We start from the raw sequence: 22609 nt of genomic DNA, 5'->3' as shown, positions 1-22609 counted from the left end.
CCACGGACGTCATTACTTGAGCGGGGACTCGGGCGGCGTGGTGGTGCCGGTGCCGGTGGTCGTGCCGGTGGATCCGGCGACGGTGCCGGTGGTCCCCTCGGTCGACTCACGGCGCTCGGTGCCGTCCTCGTCCTTCATGGTCTTGACCTCGCTCTTGAAGATCCGCATCGACTGCCCGACACTGCGGGCCAGCTGCGGGAGCTTGGGCGCACCGAACAGGAGGAGGATCACGGCGAGGATGATGAGGAGGTGCCACCCCTGGAGGCCAGCGAACATTGCAGACTCACTTCACTTGTCGGTTGCGGTGTACGAGGAGCTTACCCCGTTCGACCCGTTCTGACCGGCGGAGATCGATCCTGTCGCGACGTGTGTCACGCCGGCCCTCGTGCGCACGCCTCACGTCGTCGCGATCGGCGAACAGCGACGAGGACGGCCGGGGCGGCAGGTCGTCCGTCACTCCAGGACTCAGTGTCTCGAGTTTCGCGGTGACCTCGGACAGCTGTCCGAGGAGCATCTTCCCCTTGCGCCAGTAGGAGAGGGCGAAGAGGACCAGCATCGCCAGAGCGCCCAGCGCGAGGCCGAGCCAGATCAGGATCCACGACCACCAGGTCACGACGGCTCCCCCTCGTTCGCGGCGAGCGCGGAGGCCGCCCAGTGCGCGACCGCGGTGCGCGCCTCGGGGGGTGCCACCACGGTGACGAGACCCGCCAACGACGCCACCAGGCGCGTCAGTCCCTCCAGATGGGCGACGCGGAGACGGACGAGGACACCGTGGTCCTCCTCCCCCGGCACGGGATCGGGGAACTCGGCGTCGGCCGCGTAGTCGCCCAGCAGCACGACGGCGCTGGGAGCGACGCGCAGGTCCACGACGAGATCGGAGGCGGAGGCCTCGAAGAGCCGTTCCGAGAGGGTCACCTCGTTGCGGCGCCGGACGATCGGCGTCCCCGTGTCGCGGAGGGAGCGCATCCTGTCGACCCGGAACGTCCTGACGCCCTCGCGGAGGTGGTCCCATCCGCGCAGGTACCAGTCCCGGTCGACCGATTCGAGCACGAAGGGGTCGACGAGCCGGGACTCGGTCTCGCCGCGGGCGCTGCGGTAGTCGAAAGCGACCTGCGTCGCCGAGCCCATCGCTGTCCGCAGGAGCGCCACAGCGCTGTCCGCGCCCGTGCCGCGCGAGACCGCGACCGCGCTCGGGGCCGAGGAGGCGCCGCGCGCGAGCTTCCCCATCAGCGAGGCGATCCGGTCGTTGCCCTGGTTCTCGGGCAGCGCTGCGAGGTACTGCATGCCGGCGATGAGGGCGGCGGCCTCCCGCGCCGAGAACCTCGGCGACTCGTCGATCGCGACCTGGTGGGTGAGGACGACGTGGTCGTTCTCCTCGAAGTCGTCCCAGCCGATGTCGAAGAGGTCGTTCGCCTGGTACTGCGCGGTCTCGCCGGGGATGCCCGAGACGGCGATGAGGCGCACCGCGCGGCGCACCTCCTCCTCCGGGATCTCGAAGTGCGCGGCGACCTCGGCGACGGAGACGCGGCCCCGGTCGAGGAGGTAGGGAACGAGGGAGAGGAGGACGGCCAGGCGGTCGCGCGCCTGCAGGGAGCGGGGTCTAGCCACGAGAATCCCCTCCATGGTCGTCGAGGGTGCGGCGGAGGCGGTCGAGGACGCGTCGGCGGAGCTCCTCCGGCTCGAGCACCCGCACCTCGGGACCGTGACCGGCGAGCTCGTCCGCGAGCACGTCCGGGTCGGTGTAGTGCAGGCGCAGCAGGCCCTGGCCCTCGCCCTCGGCCTCGGCACGCCCGCCGAGACGGAGGGCGGCGTCGGAGTCGGGGGCGACGCGCAGGAGCGCGCTGTTGCGCTGCAGGATCTCGTCGAGCTGGGCGAGAGCGGTCGCCGCGTGGTCCCCCTCCGCGGGAGGCGCGGTGCGGCCGGTGGACGCGACCGGCCCGACGATCCGCGACAGGAGGAAGGTCCGCGTGCCCTCGGCGCCCTCGTCCCAGCCGTGGAGGTGCCAGCGCCCCTGGTGGTTCACCAGGGCGCGGGGCTGCACGCTGCGCACGCGCGGCTCCTCGCCGCCGGGCTTCAGGTAGGGGAAGCGGACGACCTGGCCGCGGTCGAGCGCGGCGTTGAGCGGCTCGAACGAGGCCTCGCGGACCCGGATCGAGGGGCTGATGCCGATGACGGGGTCGACGGACTCGACCCCGATCGAGCGCAGCTTGATCAGCGCGCGCCGCGACTCCGCCGAGAGCGTCCCCTCGCGCCAGACCGCCCCGGCCAGGCGGAGCAGCGCGAGCTCCTCCGGATCGAAGGTCAGGTCGGCAGGGAGGTCGTAGCTGCGCTTCGCGATGCGGTACCGGACGGTCTGGGTGTTGCCCGGGTCGCCCGGGGCGTCGACCGTCTCGATCGGGATGCCCAGCTCGCGCAGGTCGTCCTTGTCGCGCTCGAACTGGCGCTCGAGCGAGGTCCGGTCGCCTCGGCCGACCCGCTGCCGGTAGCCCTGCACCGTGGAGAGGACATCGGCCTTCGTCAGTCCGTTCTCGGCCGCGACGAGCGCGAGCACGAGGTTGAACAGACGCTCCTCGGCCGGGACGCGGCTCGAGGACGGGGCGTCGGAAGGCACGCCCTCCAGTCTAGGGCCGGGCCCGGTCAGACCTTTCCGAGGATGTCGGCGACGAAGATCAGCGTCGCGCCGCCGGGGATCCCGCCCTGAGGGGAGCCCTGGTCGCCGTAGCCCTGGTCCGGCGGGATGACCGCGATGACCTGGGATCCGACGGGCTGGCCGATGAGGGCGTCGGCGAATCCGGCGATGACTCCGCCCTGGGTGGTCGAGCCGTCGGCGGCCGTGAAGACGGCGGGAGCGCCCTTCTCCCAGCTGGAGTCGAACACCTTCCCGTCGCTCCACTGCCAGCCTGTGTAGGCCACGACGACCTGGTCGCCCTCGGCGACGACGTCGCCGTCGCCCTTCTTGAGCTGGGCGATGCGGAGGTCGGTCGGCGCGTCACCGGAGGGCTTCGCGAGCCCCGGGCGTCCGTCGTCGCCGAGCGTCACCGTCGGGAAGCCGTCGGGCGCGGGCTGGGCGGCGCCGTTCGCGCGGGCCAGCGAGGCCTCGCGGACGTCCGCGACGAGCACAAGCGTGTCGTCCTCCGAGATGCCGAGCTGCGACGAGGACTGGCCGAAGCCGTCCTCGGGGGCGATCGCGATGGCGACGCGCGAGCCGACCTGCGTGCAGAGGAGGCCCTCGTTCAGGCCGACGAGCCCGGCTCCGCCGACGCCGAAGCGGGCGGTGCTCGACCCGTCGTAGGGCGAGGTCTCGAGGACCGTGCCGTCCGCTCCGTTGACCAGGGTGTAGTCGATGGTGACGAGCTGGCCCTTCTCGAGCGGTGCGCCCGAGCCCTCGATGAGGGTGCTGACCTGCGTGCCGTCCGCCTTCAGCGGCGTCGGGACGCTGACGTCCGGCTTCGCTCCGAAGTCGCCCGTGGCGCTGACCGCCGCCGAGGAGTCGCCGGAGGAGAACGGAGCGTCGCAGTCCGCCCGCGAGGAGGACGCGGTGCATCCGGTGAGAGCGGCGACGATGCCGATGCCGGCGATGAGCGCGGTGGTCCTGCGCACGGGTCCTCGATTCGAGTGAAGGGGAGCGGTGACGCCCGGGGTGGAGACGGCCCGGAGGCCGGGAACAGCTTAGAGGATGCCCTCGTCGTCGGGCTCCGCGGTCTCCTCGCCGAACCCGCGGGCCCGGGAGAGCTCGGCGCTGGTGGCGGACTCGCGGACCCGCTTGCGCAGGCTCTTGGGGCTCACGGCGCGCTCGCCGAGCGCGCCGGGGGTCCAGGCCTCCACGTCCTCGTCGCTGAAGTCCGTCTTCGACGGGCGACGCTTGAGCTCGGGGAGCAAGGTGTCCGGAGCGAGCCGGCGAGCGGTGATGAGGAAGCCGGTGTGGCCGATCATCCGGTGGTCCGGCCGGACCGCGAGGCCCTCGACGTGCCAGCCGCGGACCATGGTCTCGTTCGACGACGGGTTCGTGAACTGGCATGAGGCGCGGATCGCCTCCGCCGTCCGCGAGAGCTGCGTGACGGTGGCCACGTAGCAGAGGAGCACTCCCCCGGGCGTGAGAGCCTCGGCGGCGACGTCGAGGCACTCCCAGGGCGCGAGCATGTCGAGCACGACGCGGTCGGCCTCGCCGGACGGGACCGTGCCGGGCAGCGCCTCGACGAGGTCGCCGACGGTGACGCTCCAGTTGTCGGGCGTATAGCCGAGGAAGGTCTCGATGTTCGCCCGTGCGACATCCGCGAACTCCTCGCGCCGCTCGAACGACGACAGCCGGCCGGTCGGACCGACCGCCCGCAGCAGCCAGAGCGAGAGCGCGCCGGAGCCGACACCGGCCTCGACCACGCGGGCGCCGGGGAAGACGTCGGCGAGGGCGAGGATCTGGGCCGCGTCCTTCGGGTACACGATCGCCGCGCCGCGGGGCATCGACATCACGAAGTCGGCGAGGAGAGGTCGCAGCGCGAGGTGCTCGACGCCGACGGTGTTGGTCACCACCGAGCCGTCGGGCAGCCCGATCACCGTGTCGTGCTCGATGCCGCCCCGGTGCGTGTGGAACACCTTGCCGGGAACGAGCGTGATGGTGTTCATCCGCCCCTTGGGTCCCGTCAGCTGGACGCGGTCCCCCGCGCGGAAGGGTCCGGAATGCTGCAGTGCCTCACCGGTCATCGGCGGGCCTCCGTCTCGGTCGTGGCCGGGCCGGAGCCGCGGTGCTCGGAGGACACCGTCGCGAGGTCCGCGACGGTGCGGCCCGCGAGGGTGGGCCAGAGGGCGTAGGGGGCGGCGGGGTCGAGCTCCAGCTGGTGCGGGACGCCGATCGCCGCGGCTCCGGAGGCGACGGCCGCGCCGAGGCCCGTGAGGGAGTCCTCGATCGCGACGCAGGCGGCGATGTCGACACCGAGGGTGCTCGCGGCGAGGAGGTACGCCTCGGGGTGGGGCTTGCTGCGCTCGACCATGTCGCCGCTGACGACGGCGGCGAAGGCGGGGAACGGGATCCGGTCCACGACGGCCGCGGCCATCCGCGAGATCGACATCGTGACCAGCGCCTGCGGCACACCCGCCTCGGACACCGCGTGCAGCAGCTCGAGCGCGCCCGGTCGCCACGGGATGCTCACGGCCAGCTGGTCGACGACCTCGTCGGTCATCCGGTCGATGATCGCGTCGACGGAGAGGTCGACGCCCTTGCCCTGCAGGATGCGGGCGGCGGCGGGCAGGCCCGAGCCGACGAGTCCCATCGCGTCCTCGTGGGTCCACACTCCGCCGAAGGAGGAGACGAGCGCGTGCTCCGACGCCATCCAGTACGGCTCGGTGTCGACGAGCGTCCCGTCCATGTCCCAGAGGACGGCGGCGGGGGCGGACGCTCCTCCGAGCGGCTCGGAGGACAGCGGCCGGGCGGAGGTCTCGGGAGTCACGAGCGACCATGGTACCGGCAGTGCCGCGCCCCTCCCCGGCCGCGGGCCGAGAGCGAACAGCGCGGCCGATCCCGCCGGACGGGACGGGCGGGGCCGGGGGCGGTCCTATCCTGGACGGAGGGACAGGCGCGGTGTGCGCTCCCCGCACATCGAGCCGAACGCGGAGATCCTGCCTATGAACGTGATCACGGGGAACGTCCTGGTCGTGGCCTTCGAGGGCTGGAACGACGCCGGGGACGCCGCCAGCGGCGCGCTGCGGCTGGTCAAGGACGCCGGGGAGTACGTGCCCCTCTTCGCCGTCGACGCCGAGCAGTACTACGACTTCCAGTACACCCGCCCCATGCTCTCGATCGGCGAGGACGGCCGCCGCAGCCTCGCCTGGCCCGGCACCCAGATCTTCGGCCCGGCCGACACCTCGGTCGACGCCGAGAGCGCGCTGTACCTCATGATCGGCACCGAGCCCTCGCGCAGCTGGAAGAGCTTCGCCGCCGAGGTCGTCGACGCCATGCTCGCGATCGACATCTCCGCCGTCGTCTTCCTCGGCGCGATGCTCGCCGACGTCCCGCACACCCGGCCGATCTCGATCTTCGCCTCGAGCGAGAACGCGGAGCTGCGGAGCTCGTTCGAGCTCGAGCGCTCCAGCTACGAGGGGCCGGTCGGCATCCTCAGCGTGATCGGCGAGGCCGCGCAGAAGGTCGGCATCCCCGCCGTCTCGATCTGGGCCTCCGTCCCGCACTACGTGCACAACGCGCCCTCGCCCAAGGCGATGCTGGCGCTGCTCGAGAAGCTCGAGGAGGTCGTCGGCCTGGCGATCCCCCGCGGCGACCTCGTCGAGGAGGCGGAGGAGTGGGAGCGCGGCATCGACGCCCTCGCCGCCGAGGACGAGGAGATGGCGTCGTACATCGCCCAGCTCGAGCAGGCGCGCGACACCGTCGACTCGCCCGAGGCGAGCGGCGAGGCGATCGCCCAGGAGTTCGAGCGCTACCTGCGCCGCCGCGGCGACGGCCGCTCCGGCGAGGAGCCCTGGCGCCCGTAGCCTCCGCCGGCGCCCGCTCGTCCGAGACGGTCGTCGATCACGGGACCGCTCCCGGCCGCCCTGACGGGACTCGCCCACGACGGGACTCGAGCCTTGAGGGACTCGAGCCTGACGGGGTTCAGGCCGGGCGCACCCCGAGCAGGGCGTCGACCGCGTCGCGCAGGAGCGACGGGTCGTCCACGCCCTCGGTCAGTGCGGCGTCGACGACGGCGAGGGCGGCCGGAGTGCCGAGGTCGTCGGCCAGCGCCTCGCGCAGCTGCGCCAGCACCTCGAGCGCCGAGCGCGGTCCGACGGCGGCGAGGGCCGACTCCCAGCGCGCCAGGCGCGCCTCGGCCGACGGCAGGTCCTCGGGCAGCCACTCCCAGTCGGAGCGGTAGTGGTGCGCGAGGAGCGCGAGGCGGATCGCCCGCGGGTCCGCGCCCTCGCTCCGCAGACGGGAGACCAGCACCAGGTTCCCGAGCGACTTGCTCATCTTCTCGCCCTGGTAGGCGACCATCCCGGCGTGCGCGTAGGCACTGGCCAGAGGACGGCCGGACAGCGAAGCGGCGTGGCCGGCGCTGAACTCGTGGTGCGGGAAGACCAGGTCGCTGCCGCCGCCCTGCAGGGTGAACTCGGGTCCGAGCCGGTCGAGGGCGATCACCGAGCACTCGATGTGCCAGCCCGGACGGCCGCGACCGACCTCGGCGTCCCAGGCGGGCTCGCCGGCGCGCTCGGCCCGCCAGAGCAGCGGATCGAGGGGGTCGCGCTTGCCGGCGCGCTCCGGGTCGCCCCCGCGCAGCGCCGAGAAGCGGGCCATCGACTCCGCGTCGAGCCGGCTCTCGCTGCCCAGGTGCCAGACGGCGCTCTCGGCCGCGGCGATGTCGTAGTAGAGGTCGCTCGCGCCCTCCTCCGCCGCGTCCGGAGCAGCGACGCGGTAGGCGACGCCGTTGCGCTCCAGGAGGGCGACCGCCTCCGCGATGGGATCCACGGTCTCCGTGACTCCGACGTAGTGCTGCGGAGGCAGGACGCGCAGGGCGGCCATGTCGCCGCGGAACAGCTCGACCTGCTCCTCGGCGAGGTCGCGCCAGTCGACGCCGGTGGCCGTCGCACGCTCGAGCAGCGGGTCGTCGACGTCGGTCACGTTCTGGGCGTACTCGACCGTGTAGCCCGCGTCGAGCCAGACGCGCTGGACCGTGTCGAAGGCGAGGTAGGTCGACGCGTGCCCGAGGTGGGTGGCGTCGTAGGGCGTGATGCCGCAGACGTAGAGGCTCGCGACTCCGCTGGGCGCGTCGAGCTCGACGGGGCCGGCGGTCGCGGTGTCGTGCAGGCGCGGTGCGCTCCCCCGGCCGGGCAGGGCGGGGACGTCGGCGGCGGTCCAGGCGCGCATCTAGGCGGCGATCAGGCCGGTGGCGAGCGCGACCATGAGGACGACGCCGAGGACGATGCGGTACACGACGAACGGGAGGAAGCTGCGGCGGGAGATGTAGCTCATGAAGAACGCGATCACGACGAAGCCGACCACGAACGCGACGATGGTCGCCACGAGGGTCTCGAGGCCGCCGACCTGGACCTGGTTCGGGAGCACGACCGGGTCGCTGATGCTCTTGTACAGCTGGTAGAGACCGCTGCCGAACACCGCGGGGATCGCGAGGAGGAAGGAGTAGCGCGCCGCCGCCTTGCGCTCGTAACCGAGGAAGAGGCCGGCGGTGATGGTGCCTCCCGAGCGCGAGACGCCGGGGATCAGGGCGAGCGCCTGCGCGCCTCCGAAGATCAGGCCGTCGCGGACGCCCAGGTCGCGTAGGCGGCGCTTCTTCGCGCCGACCGCGTCGGCGATGCCGAGCAGGATGCCGAAGAGGATGAGGGTGGTGGCCACCACCCACAGAGAGCGGAGGGTCGTCTCGATCGCGTCCTGGAAGACGAGGCCGAGGACGATGATCGGAAGGCTGCCCAGGATGATGAGCCAGCCCATCCGTGCGTCCGGGTCCGAGCGCGGGATCCGGCCGACGAGGGAGCGCGCCCAGTGCGACACGATCCGCACGATGTCGCGCCAGAAGTAGATGATGACGGCGGTCTCGGTGCCCAGCTGCGTGATCGCGGTGAAAGCGGCTCCGGTGTCGCGGCCGCCGAGACCGGGCAGCAGCTCGCTGACGATCCGGAGGTGGGCGCTGGAGGAGATGGGGAGGAATTCGGTCAGACCCTGGACGAGTCCCAGGATCAGCGCGTCGAGCAGGCCCATGCGTCACTTTCGAGGAGGGCTGGGGCGTCGTCGGCCAGCAGTCGGTCGGGATCGGTCGGTGCTGACCCGGTCCGCGGCGCCGTCAGGAGCTCAGCAGGAGATCGGTCAGGACCTTCCTGCCAAACACTAGTGCGTCCAGTGGAACGCGCTCGTCGACCCCGTGGAACAGCGCCGGGAAGTCCAGAGACGACGGCAGCTGGAGCGGCGCGAACCCGTATCCGGTGATGCCGAGCGTCGAGAGCGCCTTGTTGTCGGTGCCTCCGGAGAGCAGGTACGGGAGGACCTCGGCGCCCGGATCGAACCGGCGGATCGAGGCGGCCATGCTCTCGACGAGGGGGCCGGCGAAGGGCACCTCGAGTCCGATGTCGCGGTGCTGGACGAGGATCTCGACGTGCTCGCCCGCGAGGACCTTCAGGCGCTCGAGCACCGCATCCTCCTCGCCGGGGAGGACGCGCACGTCGATGGTGGCGTCCGCGGTGTCCGGGATGACGTTGGCCTTGTAGCCGGCCGACAGCATCGACGGATTGGCGGTGGTGCGCAGCGTCGCGGCGATGAAGCGCGAGGCGGTGCCGGTGGCGAGTGCCAGCTCCTCCGGAGTGCTGCGCTGGGGGTCGTGGCCGAGCAGGCGGGCGACCTCGTCGAGCAGCTCGCGCGTGGTGTCGGTGAGGCGGGTGGGCCACTCCTCGCTTCCGATGCGGGCGATCGCCTGCGCCAGCCGGGTGACGGCGTTCTCGGAGTTGATCTGCGAGCCGTGCCCCGCCGTGCCGTGCGCGCGGAGGGTCAGCCACATCAGCGCCTTCTCGCCCGTCTGCACGAGATAGGCGCGCTTGCCGGCCAGCTCGATCGAGTAGCCGCCGACCTCGCTGATCGCCTCGGTCGCTCCGGCGAACAGCTCGGGCCGCTCACGGGCCAGGAATCCCGACCCCCGCACGCCGCCCGCCTCCTCGTCGGCGAAGAAGGCGATGACGAGGTCGCGGGAGGGGCGCCTCCCCTCGCGGAGGATGTCGCCGAGCGAGGCGAGGATCATCGCGTCCATGTTCTTCATGTCGACCGCGCCGCGGCCCCAGAGCATGCCGTCCTTGATCTCGCCGCCGAACGGGTCGACGCTCCAGTTGTCGGCGATGGCGGGCACCACGTCGAGGTGCCCGTGGACGACGAGGGCGCCGCGCTCGCGGTCCTCCCCCGCAACCCGCGCCACGACGCTCGTGCGTCCCGGGTCGGAGTCGATCAGCTCCGGCTCGAGGCCGAGGTCACGCAGCTTCGCCGCGACGTACTCCGCGGCCGGGCGCTCCGGCTCCGCCTTCCCGTCGCCGTAGTTGCTGGTGTCGAAGCGGATGAGATCGCGCGCGATGAGCGCCGTCTCGTCGAGGGTGCTGTCGGTCACTGGCGCGCTGTCGATGCTGTCGGACATGCGGGCAACGGTACCGGCGCGGGCTCGACGGCGCGCGGAGGCCGGTGGGCCACGAGGTGGCGTGAGAGGCTCCGGAACCGTGCTAATGTCTTCTTCGGCCGCGGAAACGCAGGTCGAAGGAAACACTCGTCCGGGTGGCGGAAATGGCAGACGCGCTAGCTTGAGGTGCTAGTGCCCGTATAGGGCGTGGGGGTTCAAGTCCCCCCTCGGACACACTGATCGGAACCCCTCGTCTCTCCTCGGAGAGGCGGGGGGTTCCGTCGTTCCCGGCACCGTCCGCTCCTCGCGCCGGCGGGAGGGATGCTGTGGGCGGAGAGTGCAGACGCCCCGGCTCCTCACGAGGAGACGGGGCGGCTGCTGCATCGGACGGCGCTTCTGCAGCGGACGGGCGCTCCTGCACCGCAGGGCCCTCCCGCACGGACCGAGCCTCGGTGTCAGACGCCCACTGCTGCCGGAGACCAGCCGAGAGCCGGAGCGATCGATTCCACGACAGTGCGCAGGAGCCGCGCGTTGTACTCGACCCCGAGCTGGTTGGGAACGGTGAGCAGCAGCGTGTCCGCCTCCTGCACGGCGGCGTCCGCAGCGAGCTCGGCGGCGACGGCGTCCGGCTCGCCCGTGTAGCTGCGGCCGAAGCGGGCGCGGACGCCCTCGAGGGTGGCGACCTGGTCCTGCTCACCGCGGCCGCCGAAGTACAGGCGGTCGAGATCGCTCGTGATCGGGAGGACGCTGCGCGAGACGGAGACGCGCGGGGTGCGCTCCCAGCCCGCCTCGCTCCACGCGGCGCGGTACTCGCGGATCTGGCGGGCCTGCAGCTCGTCGAAGGGCACGCCCTCCTCCTCCAGGAGCAGGGTCGACGACTGCAGGTTCATGCCCTGCTCGGCCGCCCAGCGCGCGGTCGCGAAGCTGCCGGCACCCCACCAGATCCGGTCCTCGAGGCCGGGCGAGCGCGGCTCGATCGAGAGCGGGAGCGACTGGCGCGTCATCGCCGGATCCGACTGCGCGACCGGCGCTCCGGCGAGCGCCTCCCGGAGGATGCGCACCTTCTGCCGGGCGAGGTCGGCCTCGGTCATCCCCTCCGGGGGGACGAAGCCGAACGCCTCGGACCCGCGCAGGGCGGTCTCGGGCGATCCCCGGCTGACCCCGAGCTCGAGCCGGCCGTCGGAGATCAGGTCGGTGGCGGCCGCCTCCTCCGCCATGTAGAGCGGGTTCTCGTAGCGCATGTCGATGACCCCGGTGCCGATCTCGATGCGGCGGGTGCGCGCGGCGATCGCCGCCAGCAGCGGGAACGGCGAGGCGAGCTGCGGCGCGAAGTGGTGCACGCGGACGTAGGCGCCGTCGATGCCGATCTCCTCCGCCGCCTCCGCGAGCTCGATCGTCTGGAGGAGGACGTCGCGAGCAGAGCGGGTCTGAGACCCGGGGACGGACTGGTAGTGGCCGAAGGAGAGGAAGCCGATGCGCGAGACCATGCCTGCCTCAGCGCCCGGGGGTCCCCCGCTATTCCCCGAGGGTGTGCACGGCGGTCGCCGAACCGCGACAGCGCTCCCGAGGAGTACTCAATACACGTATGGTGGTCGCGTGCCCGCTGATCGGGGCGGAGAGGGGTCGTCGTGGAGCCGATGGTCGGTCGCCTCGGGGCGACTCTCGGGGTTGCCATGCAGACGATAAGCGGGTCGCAGGTGCAGGCAGGCGCTCTCCGTCCGCAGCGGAAACGGTCGCCCGGTCGCGTCTCCGCGTCAGTGCGCCTCGAAGTCGGCGGAGACCGAGGCGGTGACCTCGATGTCCTCCGGCTTGAGGGCCAACGGCTCCTCAGGAGAGGAGAACGCCTTGGCGCGGCTCATCATCGCCGAGCCGCCCTCGATGCGCGTGTGCGGCCGCAGTCCCGGCTCGAAGAGGGTCAGCACCCGCACCTCGGTCAGGCCGAGGGCCGCAGCATAGGCCTCGGCCCGCTCGCGCGCGTCGCGGACGGCAGCGGTGCGGACCTCGCGCTCGATGCCCGCACGTCGTGCCGCCGTCACGTCCCAGTCGACCCCCGAGATCTGGATCCCCGGCACCTCCGAGATCGAGCCGACCCAGCGCCCGAGAGCCGCGAAGTCCCGGTACTTCACCCGGACCCCGGCGGCAGCGACATGGAACAGCTGCGTGACGTCCGAGTCCTTGATGTACCGGCGGATCGAGGAGACCGAGATCTGATCGGAGGACCACCAGGTGGCGGCGCCGGACGCCTGCTCGGCGGCCGCCTCCTCACGGACCCGCGCGTGCAGGGCGGTGACCTCGGCGAGCGCCTGGGGTCGGGATCGCGACTCGCGCCGGATCTCGAGGCGGACGGTGCCCCGCTCGGCGGGGTGGAAGTGCTGGGCGAGACCGGCGACGGTGATGGTGACCATGGCCCCATGGTGCCGTACGCACCCCGTCAGCTCCGAGCGGCGAGCATCTCCCGGATGCGGTCGGCGAGGGCCCGCTCCGTCGTCAGGTTGCTGACCAGCTGGGCTCGGTGCCCCCCGCAGGCGCCTGGGAGGGGATCTCCGGTGCTCGGGTCGACCCGGCCCAGCAGTGCCCGCTCCCCCTGGGCGATCGAGGCCTCGAGCAGGGCGAGCCGCCGCTCGAGCCGCTCGATCTCGAAGCTCTCGGGCGTGATGTCGGACTCGCGGAAGTGGCCGGCTGTGGAAGTGGGGACGCTCATCGATGATCCGTTCCGTCGGGGGCGCCCAGGAGCGGCGCCATCACCAGGAAGACACCGGAGAACGGCGATCATGACGCGAAGGCGCGAAATGCACTGAGACGTGGCGCGCCACCGGCGGTCAGGAGCGGAAGACGGCCAGGTTCTCGTTCTCCACGATGGCGAGGGTGCGGACGAGGCGGGTGTAGCGCTCGACGAGCTCGCCCTCCCCCGCGCCCTGCCCCAGCAGGGCCGAGATGCTCTCGGCGGGGAAGAGGGAGACGATCTCCATCGCGACGGCCCGCGCGTGCTCGGAGGAGAGAGTGCGCGCGTACTCCAGAGCGCGGGTCAGCTGCGGCCTCTCCTCCCCCTCCGGACTCGCCGACGGCGCCGTCGTGGCGGCATGGCCGAGGACCGCCACGAAGACGCGGGCGATCTCGTCGACCCGGAGTGCGCGGACCAGGGTCAGCAGACGCAAGGAGACGCGGGAGACGCCGCGCGCGAGGAGCTCTCCGCTGAGGGCGCGCACCTCGATCACGTCGCCGCCGCCGAACTCGCCGGAGACGCGCTTGATGCCCGAGGCGAACAGGCTCGAGCCGGCTCCGATGCTCCGCTCGGCCTCGAGGTTGATCTCGACGCGGCCGCGGCCGGTGGCCACTCCGGAGATCCAGCGCTGCTCCACGGGCGGATGCGCGTGCACGGCGCGGACGAGGGTGCCCGGGCCCGGCCCTCCCAGGGCGCCCAGGATGACCTCGGGGGTGCGCGCCCCGGCGATCCTGGTCGAGACGCCGTTGTGCGCGGCGAGCTCGGCGGCCCGCAGCTTGGAGCGGATGCCCCCTCGGCCGGTACCGCCCTTCTGCACGCCGATGCGGCGCAGCTCCGAGATGCCCAGCTCCTCGAGGTGCACGCCCTCGGCGATGCTGCCGGCGAAGACGCCGGGGACGTCGGTGAGCAGCAGCAGAAGGTCCGCCCCGAGGAGCATCGCCAGTCCGCCGGCGACGCCGTCGTTGTCCGAGCCGGCGGAGTCGATCGTGTCGTTGCCGTTGACCACGGGCACGACTCCGGCGTCGAGGGCGTGGCGGATCGCCTCGGCCACGTGCGCCATCTGCCGGGGAGAGGCGAGGTCGGACTCGCCGATGAGGATCTGCGCGACCAGGGCGCCCGAGAGCTCGGCCACCGAGCGGTAGAAGCCCATCAGGACGGTCTGGCCCACCGCTGCCGCCAGGCGGGCGCTGATCGGCTCCTCCTGCGAGCGGGCGAAGAGCGCCCGGCCCGAGGAGACGGCGCCGGAGGAGACCAGCACGACGTCCCAGCCCAGCGCGCGGGCGGCGAAGGCGCTCTCGAGCGCGCTGGCCAGGAGAACGGGATCCGGACCCGACTGCTTGGTGACCGAGCTGGACCCCATCTTGACCACGAGGGTCCTTCTGCGCGGGGCGGCCGGGGCGGTGGCGTCGGAGTCGGCGGGGTCGAGCAGGGCGTCGGACATGGCTCCCATGGTAGAGGCGCGGCAGGAGGCCCTCCCTCGCCGAGACCCGGTGGAGAACGCCCCCGGACGGGGATGTCGGAGGCGGATGCGAGACTGCCCGGGACGTCTGGAACCTCCTCCTCAGTGCGCCTCGCCGGGCGGTCGCGGAAGGGTCCGAGCGGCTCGCCGGTGGATGTCGGTGGCGATTGACATACTCGAACACATGTTCGAACATGGGCAGATGAGCCCCCCTTCACCCCTCGTCTCCGCGGAGACGGCCGAGGCCGCAGAGCCCCTTCTGCGGCAGCTCGCGTCGGTGAAGGAGCTGCAGTCCCGCATCCGGGACATGCAGGCGACCACTCTCGAGACCAGGAGCCTCGCCACCCTGCCGGCCTTCTCCTCCGTGCTCCCGGGCGGCTCGCTCAAGCAGGGTGCCGCCTACTCGGTGGAGGGCTCGATGAGTCTGGCGATGGGGCTGCTCGCCGGCCCGTCCGCCGAGGGCTCGTGGTGCGGCGTGGTGGGCGTCCCGGAGTTCGGGGCCGAGGCCGCGGCCGGCATGGGGATCGACCTCGAGCGCCTGGTGCTCGTGCCCGCACCGGCCGAGCACTGGCTCACCGTCACCGCCGCTCTGGTCGATGTGCTGACCGTCGTGCTCACCCGTCCGCCCGCCTCCGTCTCCTCGGCCGACGTCTCGCGTCTGGGAGCACGACTGCGCCAGCGGGGTGCCGCGCTCGTGGTCCTCGGCGAGTGGCCCCAGGCCGAGGCGCGGCTCAGCATCCGCAGCAGCCGCTGGGAGGGGCTCGGCGACGGCCACGGCTACCTGCGCTCCCGGGAGGCGATGGTCGATGTGGTCGGCCGGGCCGGCACCCGGGTGCGCACGGTGCGGATGAGCATGCCCGGCGTCGAGAGCGCCTTCGGCTCCCGGGTCGAGCACGGCCGCCTGCACGAGCGGGCGGTCTGAGATGGCGAGCGCACCCGAGCTGCGGCGGACGATCCTCGTCTGGTGCCCCGACTGGCCCCTCCTCGCGGCCGCCGCCGACGCCGGCCTCGGCGACGAGCACCCCCTGGCCCTCACGGAGAAGAGCCTGGTCTTCGCCTCCTCCCCCGCTGCCCGGGCGGAGGGGGTCCGGCGGGGCATGCGCGTGCGCGAGGCGCAGTCCCGTTGCACGGGTCTCGCCGTCCTCCCGTACGACCCGGTGCTCGACCACCGGGCGTTCGAGCCGATCATCCAGGCGCTCGAGGAGATCACCCCGGGCGTCCAGCTGATCAGGCCCGGTCTGTGCGCGATCCGCGCCCGCGGTCCGCGCCGCTACTACGGGAGCGAGCAGAGCGCGGCCGAGGCGATCCTGCAGCGGCTGGCCGAGCTGGGTCTCCCCGACGCCCGCATCGGGATCGCCGACGGGCTCTTCGCCTCCGAGCTCGCCGCGAAGCACTCCGGCCGCCTCGTCGCCGTCGTGCCCCCAGGAGCAGCGGCAGGCTTCCTCGCTCCTCTCCCGCTCGACGCCCTCGAGACCGAGTCCGTCGCAGCCCCTGCCCGTGCTCCCCGCCGGGGGGACGACCTGGTGGCGCTCCTGCTCAGACTCGGCGTCCGCACCCTCGGCGCCTTCGCCGCCCTCCCTCGCGAGGACGTCGCCGCCCGGTTCGGACCGGAGGGCGCCCACGCGCACCTCCTCGCCGCCGGTGCGGAGTCGGAGACGGTGGTGCCCCGGCTCCCCCCGGAGCGTCTCGACCGGGCGATGGAGTTCGAGCCCCCTCTGGACCGCATCGACCAGGCCGCCTTCGCCTTCCGCGTCCCCGCGGAGCAGTTCGTCGCCGGGCTCACCCGCGCACAGCTGGTCGCGACCGCTATCCGCATCGAGGTCGTCAGCGAGCGCGGTGAGGTCTCCTCCAGGAGCTGGCTGCACCCGAGATGGTTCACCCCGGGCGACGTGCTCGACCGGGTCCGCTGGCAGCTGCAGGGCAGCGGGGAGATCGACACCGGTCTCGGAGCTCCGATCTCGCGGCTGTGCGTCGAGCCCGAGGCGGTCGACGCGATCGGCAACCATGAGCAGGGTCTCTGGGGCACCGCTCCGGAGGAGCGCGTCCACCACGGGCTGAGCCGCGTGCAGAGCATGCTCGGGCACGAGGCCGTGATGACCGCGTCGATCGGAGGGGGTCGATCCCTCCGCGACCGCCAGCACCTGATCCCCTGGGGCGACCGGGAGCCGGGCGACGCACGGCCGAGGACCCTGCCCTGGCCCGGCTCCCTGCCGCCGCCCCTCCCGCCGACGGTCTTCGCGGAGCCCGCGGCCGTGCTGGTCCGCGGACCGAGGGGCGAACCCGTCGCGGTCGACAAGCGCGGCGCCCTCAGCTCCGTGCCCGCCTACTTCACCCCCGGGACCTCTCAGGCACGCCTGGAGCCCCTCGCCGGATGGGCGGGTCCCTGGCCGATCGACGAGCGCTGGTGGGATCCGAGCACCGCCGTCCGCTACGACCGCTTCCAGGTGGTCGACGCCGCCGGTGTCGCCTGGCTGCTGCTCTGCCTCGACGGGGTCTGGGCCGCAGAGGCCCGCTACGACTGAACCGGAGCATCCCTCCACCACCGCGAACGAGCACCGAAGGAGCCCCGATGGGCTGGAACAACCCGCCGATCCCCTGGTCGGAGTTCGAGCGCCGCCTCTCCAGCGGCAAGCGCGCCGACGGCACGGTCGTCCGGGGCGACGGCGGCGACAGTCCGGCCTGGTCGCACAAGCGCCCCGCCTACGTGGCAGGGGACGACGTCCGGCCGCCGGCTCATCCGGTGCCCTACGCCGAGCTGCACGCCCACTCCCACTTCAGCTTCCTCGACGGGGCGAGCAAGCCGGAGCAGCTGGTCGAGGAGGCGGTCCGGCTCGGCATCGACACTCTCGCGCTCACCGACCACGACGGCCTCTACGGCATCGTGAGGATGGCCGAGGCCGCGCAGGGGCACGCCGTCCGCACGGCCTTCGGAGCCGAGCTCTCGATCGGGCTCACCTCGCCTCAGAACGGGGTCGCCGATCCGGAGGGGACCCACCTGCTCGTCCTCGCGCGCCGCGAGGAGGGCTACCACCGCCTCGCCCGTGCGATCACCACTGCTCAGCTCGCCGGAGCCGAGAAGGGCAAGCCGAGCTACGACCTCGAGAAGCTCGCGCGCGCCGCCGACGGCCACTGGATCGTGCTGACGGGCTGCCGCAAGGGAGCGGTCCGTCAAGCGCTCGCCGCCGCAGGAGTGGCCGCGGCCGAGCAGGAGGTCCGCGAGCTCGTCCGGCTCTTCGGTCCCGCCAACGTCCTCGTGGAGCTGTACGACCACGGGGATCCCCTAGCCTCGCGCGCCAACGACCAGCTGGCGGCGATCGCCGAGAAGCTCCGGCTGCGGACGGTCGCCACCGGGAACGTGCACTACGCCCGGCCGGAGGAGCGCCCCCTCCAGACGGCCCTCGCCGCGGTCAGAGCACGCCGGAGCCTCGACGAGATGGACGGCTGGCTCCCCGCAGCGGGCGGCGCCCACCTGCGCTCCGGCGCCGAGATGGCCGAGCGCTTCGGCCGCTACCCCGGCTCCGTGGAGAACACGGTACGCGTCGCCGACGAGATCGCCTTCGAGCTCGGCCGAGTCCGGCCCCGGCTGCCGCGCCAGGAGGTCCCCGAGGGGCACACCCCGATGAGCTGGCTGCGCGAGCTCGTGCGCGAGGCCGTGCCGGCCAAGTACCCCCGCGCCGACGCCGACGTCCTCGCGCGCCTCGAGAAGGAGCTCGCGGTGATCGAGCAGAAGGACTTCCCGGGCTACTTCCTGATCGTCCACGACATCGTCCACTACGCCAAGCGGAACGGCATCCTCTGCCAGGGACGCGGCTCGGCCGCCAACTCGGCGGTCTGCTACGTCCTGGGCATCACGGCGGTCGACTCGATCTTCTACGACCTGCCGTTCGAGCGGTTCCTCTCCAGCATCCGCGACGAGGAGCCCGACATCGACGTCGACTTCGACTCGGAGCGACGCGAGGAGGTGATCCAGTACGTCTACCGGAAGTACGGACGTCTGAACGCGGCCCAGGTCGCCAACGTCATCACCTACCGGCCCAAGTTCGCCGTGCGCGACATGGCCAAGGCCCTCGGATACAGCGCCGGGCAGCAGGACGGCTGGTCGAAGCAGGTCGAGCGGTGGGGGTCCGTCACCGAGAGCACCGACCACGACATCCCCGAGGACGTGGTCGCCCTGACCACCCGAGTGCTGGGCACGCCCCGGCACCTGGGCATCCACTCCGGCGGCATGGTGCTGACAGACCGGCCCGTGGGCGAGGTCTGCCCGATCGAGCCCGCCCGGATGGAGGACCGCACCGTCCTGCAGTGGGACAAGGACGACTGCGCCTGGATGGGCCTGGTCAAGTTCGACCTCCTCGGGCTCGGGATGCTCGCTGCCCTGCAGTACACGTTCGACCTCGTCGCCGAGCACGTCGGCGAGCAGTGGGACCTCTCCACCCTCCCCCGGGAGGAGAAGGGCGTCTACGACCAGCTCTGCCGCGCCGATTCGATCGGGGTGTTCCAGGTCGAGAGCCGGGCGCAGATGGGCACCCTCCCCCGGCTGCAGCCGCGCCGCTTCTACGATCTGGTGATCGAGGTAGCGCTCATCCGCCCCGGCCCCATCCAGGGCGGTGCGGTCCACCCCTACATCCGCCGCAAGCTCGGCGAGGAGCCGGTGACGTACCAGCACCCCCTCCTCGTGACGCCGCTCAAGCGCACCCTCGGCGTGCCGCTCTTCCAGGAGCAGCTCATGCAGGTGGCCGTGGCCGTCGGCGACTGCAACGCGGAGGACGCCGACCTGCTGCGCCGGGCGATGGGGTCCAAGCGCGGGACCGAGAAGATCGAGACCCTCCGCGAGCGGCTCTACCAGGGGATGGCCCGCAACGGCATCACGGGCGAGGTCGCGGACGACATCTACCTCCGGATCCAGGCCTTCGCGAACTTCGGCTTCGCCGAGAGCCATGCGATCAGCTTCGCCCTGCTGGTCTACGCGAGCGCCTGGCTCCGCCTGCACTACCCCGCCGCGTTCACCGCCGCGCTGCTGAGGGCGCAGCCCATGGGCTTCTACGCCCCGCACACCCTGGTCGCCGATGCCCGGCGTCACGGAGTGGAGGTCGTCTCGCCCGACGTCAACCGCTCCCTGGCGCCTCCCGGGCTCGAGGCGAAGGAGGACGCCCCCGCACGCCGGAGGGGCGGCGCCGCCTACGGGAGCGACGACTGCCTCCGCGCCGATCAGCCGCCCACGGGACTGTTCGACCGCACGGAGCACTTCCACACGGACGACCACAGGCGCGACAGCGGCTTCCTGATCCGGCTCGGGCTGGCAGGGGTGAAGGGCATCGGCACCGCGCTCGCCGAGCACATCGTCGCCGAGCGCGAACGCGGCGGACCCTACGCGAGCATGGCCGACCTCTCGCGTCGGGTCGGCACGACCGCGGCTCAGCTGGAGGCCCTCGGCGCCGCGGGCGCCTTCGACTCGCTCGGTCTGCAGCGTCGGCAGGCGCTCTGGGAGGCCGGCACCGCCGCAGGCGACCGCGAGGAGTTCCTCGCCGGCTCCACGGTCGTCGTGCAGCCCCCGCTCCTGCCGATGCTCTCCCCTCAGGAGCGCGTGGTCTTCGACTTCTGGGCCACCGGCATCTCGCCCGACGACCATCCGCTGCGCCACCTCCGCGAGGGACTCGCTCGCCGCGGCGCCCGCTCCTCGGCCGATCTCCCCGCCATCCCCTCGGGGACCCGGATCGAGGTCGGCGGGGTCGTGATCCACCGCCAACGTCCCTCCACAGCCGGTGGAGTGACCTTCCTCAACCTCGAGGACGAGCACGGGATCCTCAACGTGATCTGCTCCGTCGGAGTATGGAACCGCTACCGCCGCGTGGCCCGCGAGGCACCCGCCCTGCTGGTCAGGGGGATCCTCGAGCGCTCCGACGAGGGGGTGACGAACCTCCTCGCCGACAGGTTCGAGACCCTCACGGTCGGCGCTCGCACCACCTCCCGCAACTTCCGATGACCCCTCAGCGGCACCGCCCGCTCGCCCCACGAGAAAGCGACACCATGACCACTCTCGACCACGCCGCTCCCGCTCCGCACCTCGATGCGCCGCTCCTGAACGACCGCGAGCTGCGCGAGCGCGTCTCCTCGCTGATCGGACCGGCCTACCGCCGGGCCCTGTGGCCGATCTTCCTCGACCGCGACGGCGTGCAGCTGCCGATCCTCTACCCGGTGGACGGGCTCCCCGTGCACCCCGACGAGGAGAAGACCGAGCGGATCGTCGCCACCCTCGCCAAGGCCGTGGCGCACCAGGACGTGGGCTCGCTCGCCTTCGCCCTGGAACGTCCCGGGCGCGCCTTCCTCGGCGAGACCGATCGGGTCCTCGCCCGTCACCTGGCGGCGGCGTGCCACAAGCGGGCCATCCCCCTCCGCGCGCTCCTGCTCGTCCACGACGAGGGAGTGCGGGTCGTGACGGCGACGGAGTACGCCGCGGTCGCGCTCTGAGCGCTCGGGCCCGAGGCGGCCGTTCAGGACAGCGGCGGCCGGCCACCTGAACAGCCGGCCGCCACGGAGCTCAGGCGCTCAGCGTCACCAGCAGCGAGGAGGCGCCGAGATCCACCTCGGTGTCCCCGGGCTGCACCGCGTACTCCCCGACGCCGAGCAGCGTCTCCGCCACCTCCGGCAGGGCGATGCGGGCGGCGGACTCGCCGACGTTGATCGCCACGGTCACCCGACCGCGGCCGAGAGTCAGCCAGCGGGCATCCTCGTCGAACTCCACGCGGAGCGAACCGAAGCGCGGGTCCGTCAGCTCGGGGTAGCGGCGGCGGATCGCCGCCAGCTCGCGGTACACCTCGAGGGTGCGGGCGTGACGCCCCTCCCCGACCTCGGACCAGTCGAGCCGCGAGCGCAGGAACGTCTCCGGGTCCTGCGGATCGGGCACGACCTCCGGGTCCCAGCCCATCTTCGCGAACTCATCGATGCGGCCCTTCGCCGTCGCCTCGCCCAGATCCTTCTCCGGGTGCGAGGTGAAGAACTGCCACGGGGTCGACGCCGCCCACTCCTCGCCCATGAACAGCATGGGAGTGAAAGGGCCCAGCAGCGTCAGAGCCGCGGCGATCGCGAGGCGCCCCTCGTCGAGGGTCGCCGTCAGACGGTCGCCGACCGCCCGGTTGCCGATCTGGTCGTGGTTCTGGCTGCAGACCACCAGGCGCCAGGTCGGCATGTGCTCGGTGTCCACCGGACGGCCGTGGTGGCGGGCGCGGAAAGTCGAGAGGGTGCCGTCGTGGAAGAAGCCCCGCGTCAGCACCTTCGCGAGGGCGCCGAGCGGCGCGAAGTCCTCGTAGTAGCCCGTGGTCTCCCCGGTCAGCGCGACGTGGACCGCGTGGTGGAAGTCGTCGCTCCACTGCGCGTCGAGCCCGTAGCCGTGCGCCTCCCGCGGAGTGATCAGCGTCGGGTCGTTGAGGTCGGACTCGGCGATCAGCGTCAGAGGGCGCCCGACGTGGGCCGACAGCACGGCCACCTCGCTCGCCATCTCCTCGAGCACGTGCACGGCCCGCTCGTCCGAGAGGGCGTGCACCGCGTCCAGGCGCAGGGCGTCGACGTGGTAGTCGCGCAGCCACATCAGAGCGTTGTCGATGATGTACCCGCGGACGGTGTCCGAACCCTCGCCGTCCAGGTTGATCGAGCTGCCCCAGGTGTTGGCCTTCTCGTTCTTGAGGTACGGGCCGAACTCCGGCAGGTAGTTGCCGCTCGGGCCGAGGTGGTTGTAGACGACGTCCTGGACCACGCCGAGGCCGGCACGGTGGGCGGCGTCCACGAAGCGCTGGTACGCCTCGGGTCCGCCGTACGGCTCGTGCACGGCGTACCAGAGGACGCCGTCGTAGCCCCAGTTGTGCGTTCCGTTCACCGCGTTGACCGGCAGCAGCTCGATGAAGTCCACGCCGATCGAGCGCAGGTGCTCGAAGCGCTCCGCCGCCGCGTCCAGGGTGCCCTCGGGTGTGAACGTGCCGAGGTGCAGCTCGTAGATGACGGCGCCGGCGAGCTCGCGCCCGGTCCAGGCGGAGTCGCCCCACTCGTGCGCCGAGGGGTCGAACGTGCGCGAGAGCTCGTGCACGCCCTTCGGCTGGCGGCGCGAGCGGGGATCCGGCAGCGGACCACTGCCGTCCACCCGGTACCCGTAGTCGACCCCGCCGGTGGCCGGGGCCGACGCGGGCGCCCGCCACCATCCGTCGTCTCCGTGGCGGGTCATCGTCAGCGACGAGTCGTCGCCGAGAAGGAGCTCGACCGTCGAGGCCTCGGGGGCCCAGACGTCGAACCGCTCGGGCCCGGTCGTCGGGAGTGCGTAGCGGTAGGGAGTCGTGCTGATCACTGCTGTCTCCAGGA

20 protein-coding genes and 1 tRNA gene are annotated in these 22609 nt (G+C 72.4%); 6 read left to right on the top strand and 15 right to left on the bottom strand.

Annotation, left to right across the window (positions count from 1 at the left end):
• Positions 1-12: 12 nt before the first annotated feature.
• The 7 genes from tatA to C5B95_RS05590 all read right to left on the bottom strand — a co-directional run bounded on the left by tatA (position 13) and on the right by C5B95_RS05590 (position 5441).
• Positions 13-276: a Sec-independent protein translocase subunit TatA gene (tatA, locus tag C5B95_RS05620; RefSeq protein WP_104222022.1), complete on the bottom strand. Its 264-nt coding sequence runs from the start codon at positions 274-276 to the stop codon at positions 13-15.
• A 7-nt stretch (positions 277-283) separates the two neighbouring features.
• On the bottom strand, positions 284-613 hold the full coding sequence (locus C5B95_RS05615; RefSeq protein ID WP_104337305.1) for a hypothetical protein: 330 nt from the start codon (positions 611-613) through the stop codon (positions 284-286).
• Positions 610-1608, bottom strand: a complete 999-nt coding sequence (locus tag C5B95_RS05610) for a YafY family protein (RefSeq protein WP_258059823.1) — start codon at positions 1606-1608, stop codon at positions 610-612. Before C5B95_RS05610 ends, C5B95_RS05615 begins: the two co-directional genes overlap by 4 nt.
• Positions 1601-2611 carry a YafY family protein gene (locus C5B95_RS05605; RefSeq protein WP_104348668.1) on the bottom strand — a complete coding sequence of 337 codons (1011 nt, stop codon included), beginning with the start codon at positions 2609-2611 and terminating at the stop codon, positions 1601-1603. Before C5B95_RS05605 ends, C5B95_RS05610 begins: the two co-directional genes overlap by 8 nt.
• A gap of 26 nt (positions 2612-2637) precedes the next feature.
• Entirely contained in the window at positions 2638-3600 is a 963-nt protein-coding gene (locus C5B95_RS05600; RefSeq protein ID WP_104348667.1) for an FKBP-type peptidyl-prolyl cis-trans isomerase, read from the bottom strand.
• A 69-nt stretch (positions 3601-3669) separates the two neighbouring features.
• Positions 3670-4698, bottom strand: coding sequence for a tRNA (adenine-N1)-methyltransferase (locus C5B95_RS05595; RefSeq protein ID WP_104348666.1), 1029 nt, complete (start codon positions 4696-4698; stop codon positions 3670-3672).
• Positions 4695-5441: an HAD family phosphatase gene (locus C5B95_RS05590; protein WP_258059822.1), complete on the bottom strand. Its 747-nt coding sequence runs from the start codon at positions 5439-5441 to the stop codon at positions 4695-4697. Before C5B95_RS05590 ends, C5B95_RS05595 begins: the two co-directional genes overlap by 4 nt.
• Positions 5442-5616: 175 nt before the next feature.
• Here C5B95_RS05590 and C5B95_RS05585 point away from each other — a divergent pair, with 175 nt between their 5' ends.
• On the top strand, positions 5617-6477 hold the full coding sequence (locus C5B95_RS05585; RefSeq protein WP_104222142.1) for a proteasome assembly chaperone family protein: 861 nt from the start codon (positions 5617-5619) through the stop codon (positions 6475-6477).
• A 118-nt stretch (positions 6478-6595) separates the two neighbouring features.
• Here C5B95_RS05585 and mshC read toward each other — a convergent pair whose 3' ends face one another.
• The 3 genes from mshC to C5B95_RS05570 form a co-directional block, all read right to left on the bottom strand.
• Positions 6596-7843 (bottom strand): cysteine--1-D-myo-inosityl 2-amino-2-deoxy-alpha-D-glucopyranoside ligase, encoded by a 1248-nt coding sequence (mshC, locus tag C5B95_RS05580; RefSeq protein ID WP_104348665.1) that lies wholly within the window; start codon positions 7841-7843, stop codon positions 6596-6598.
• Positions 7844-8692 carry an undecaprenyl-diphosphate phosphatase gene (locus C5B95_RS05575; RefSeq protein WP_104222008.1) on the bottom strand — a complete coding sequence of 283 codons (849 nt, stop codon included), beginning with the start codon at positions 8690-8692 and terminating at the stop codon, positions 7844-7846. It lies immediately after the preceding gene.
• Positions 8693-8774: 82 nt separating this feature from the next.
• Positions 8775-10103 carry a M20/M25/M40 family metallo-hydrolase gene (locus tag C5B95_RS05570; protein ID WP_181068004.1) on the bottom strand — a complete coding sequence of 443 codons (1329 nt, stop codon included), beginning with the start codon at positions 10101-10103 and terminating at the stop codon, positions 8775-8777.
• Between the two features lie 128 nt (positions 10104-10231).
• Here C5B95_RS05570 and C5B95_RS05565 point away from each other — a divergent pair.
• Positions 10232-10316: transfer RNA gene (locus tag C5B95_RS05565), tRNA-Leu, on the top strand.
• Between the two features lie 221 nt (positions 10317-10537).
• On the opposite strand, the gene C5B95_RS05560 is transcribed toward C5B95_RS05565, so the two are convergent.
• From C5B95_RS05560 to proB, 4 genes are all read right to left on the bottom strand, one after another.
• Positions 10538-11569 (bottom strand): LLM class flavin-dependent oxidoreductase, encoded by a 1032-nt coding sequence (locus tag C5B95_RS05560; RefSeq protein ID WP_104337308.1) that lies wholly within the window; start codon positions 11567-11569, stop codon positions 10538-10540.
• 267 nt (positions 11570-11836) lie between these two features.
• A complete protein-coding gene (locus tag C5B95_RS05555) occupies positions 11837-12487 on the bottom strand; it encodes an SIMPL domain-containing protein (RefSeq protein WP_104225267.1) in 651 nt (216 codons plus the stop codon).
• Between the two features lie 26 nt (positions 12488-12513).
• The gene (locus C5B95_RS05550) at positions 12514-12783 is read right to left on the bottom strand and encodes a hypothetical protein (protein ID WP_104222002.1); all 270 of its coding nucleotides are present in this window, start codon (positions 12781-12783) and stop codon (positions 12514-12516) included.
• 118 nt (positions 12784-12901) lie between these two features.
• Positions 12902-14245 (bottom strand): glutamate 5-kinase, encoded by a 1344-nt coding sequence (proB, locus tag C5B95_RS05545; protein WP_181068003.1) that lies wholly within the window; start codon positions 14243-14245, stop codon positions 12902-12904.
• Between the two features lie 220 nt (positions 14246-14465).
• Between proB and C5B95_RS05540 the strand changes: the two genes are divergently transcribed.
• From C5B95_RS05540 to C5B95_RS05525, 4 genes are read left to right on the top strand one after another with little or no spacing between them, the layout of a single operon-like run.
• Positions 14466-15185 carry a hypothetical protein gene (locus tag C5B95_RS05540; RefSeq protein ID WP_104225270.1) on the top strand — a complete coding sequence of 240 codons (720 nt, stop codon included), beginning with the start codon at positions 14466-14468 and terminating at the stop codon, positions 15183-15185.
• Between the two features lies 1 nt (position 15186).
• Positions 15187-16785, top strand: a complete 1599-nt coding sequence (locus C5B95_RS05535; protein ID WP_104337310.1) for a DNA polymerase Y family protein — start codon at positions 15187-15189, stop codon at positions 16783-16785.
• Between the two features lie 47 nt (positions 16786-16832).
• Complete coding sequence (locus C5B95_RS05530) at positions 16833-20246, top strand: error-prone DNA polymerase (protein ID WP_104337311.1); 3414 nt, start codon at positions 16833-16835, stop codon at positions 20244-20246.
• Positions 20247-20290: 44 nt separating this feature from the next.
• The gene (locus C5B95_RS05525) at positions 20291-20731 is read left to right on the top strand and encodes a hypothetical protein (protein WP_104232613.1); all 441 of its coding nucleotides are present in this window, start codon (positions 20291-20293) and stop codon (positions 20729-20731) included.
• 70 nt (positions 20732-20801) lie between these two features.
• On the opposite strand, the gene treZ is transcribed toward C5B95_RS05525, so the two are convergent.
• A complete protein-coding gene (treZ, locus tag C5B95_RS05520; protein ID WP_258059821.1) occupies positions 20802-22595 on the bottom strand; it encodes a malto-oligosyltrehalose trehalohydrolase in 1794 nt (597 codons plus the stop codon).
• Positions 22596-22609 lie beyond the last annotated feature (14 nt).

It is taken from the genome of Rathayibacter sp. AY1A7 (genome assembly GCF_002930845.1).
Classification (GTDB): domain Bacteria; phylum Actinomycetota; class Actinomycetes; order Actinomycetales; family Microbacteriaceae; genus Rathayibacter.
The sequence above is the reverse complement of the archived record's forward strand: the minus strand, read 5'-3'. Positions and strand labels throughout refer to the sequence as shown.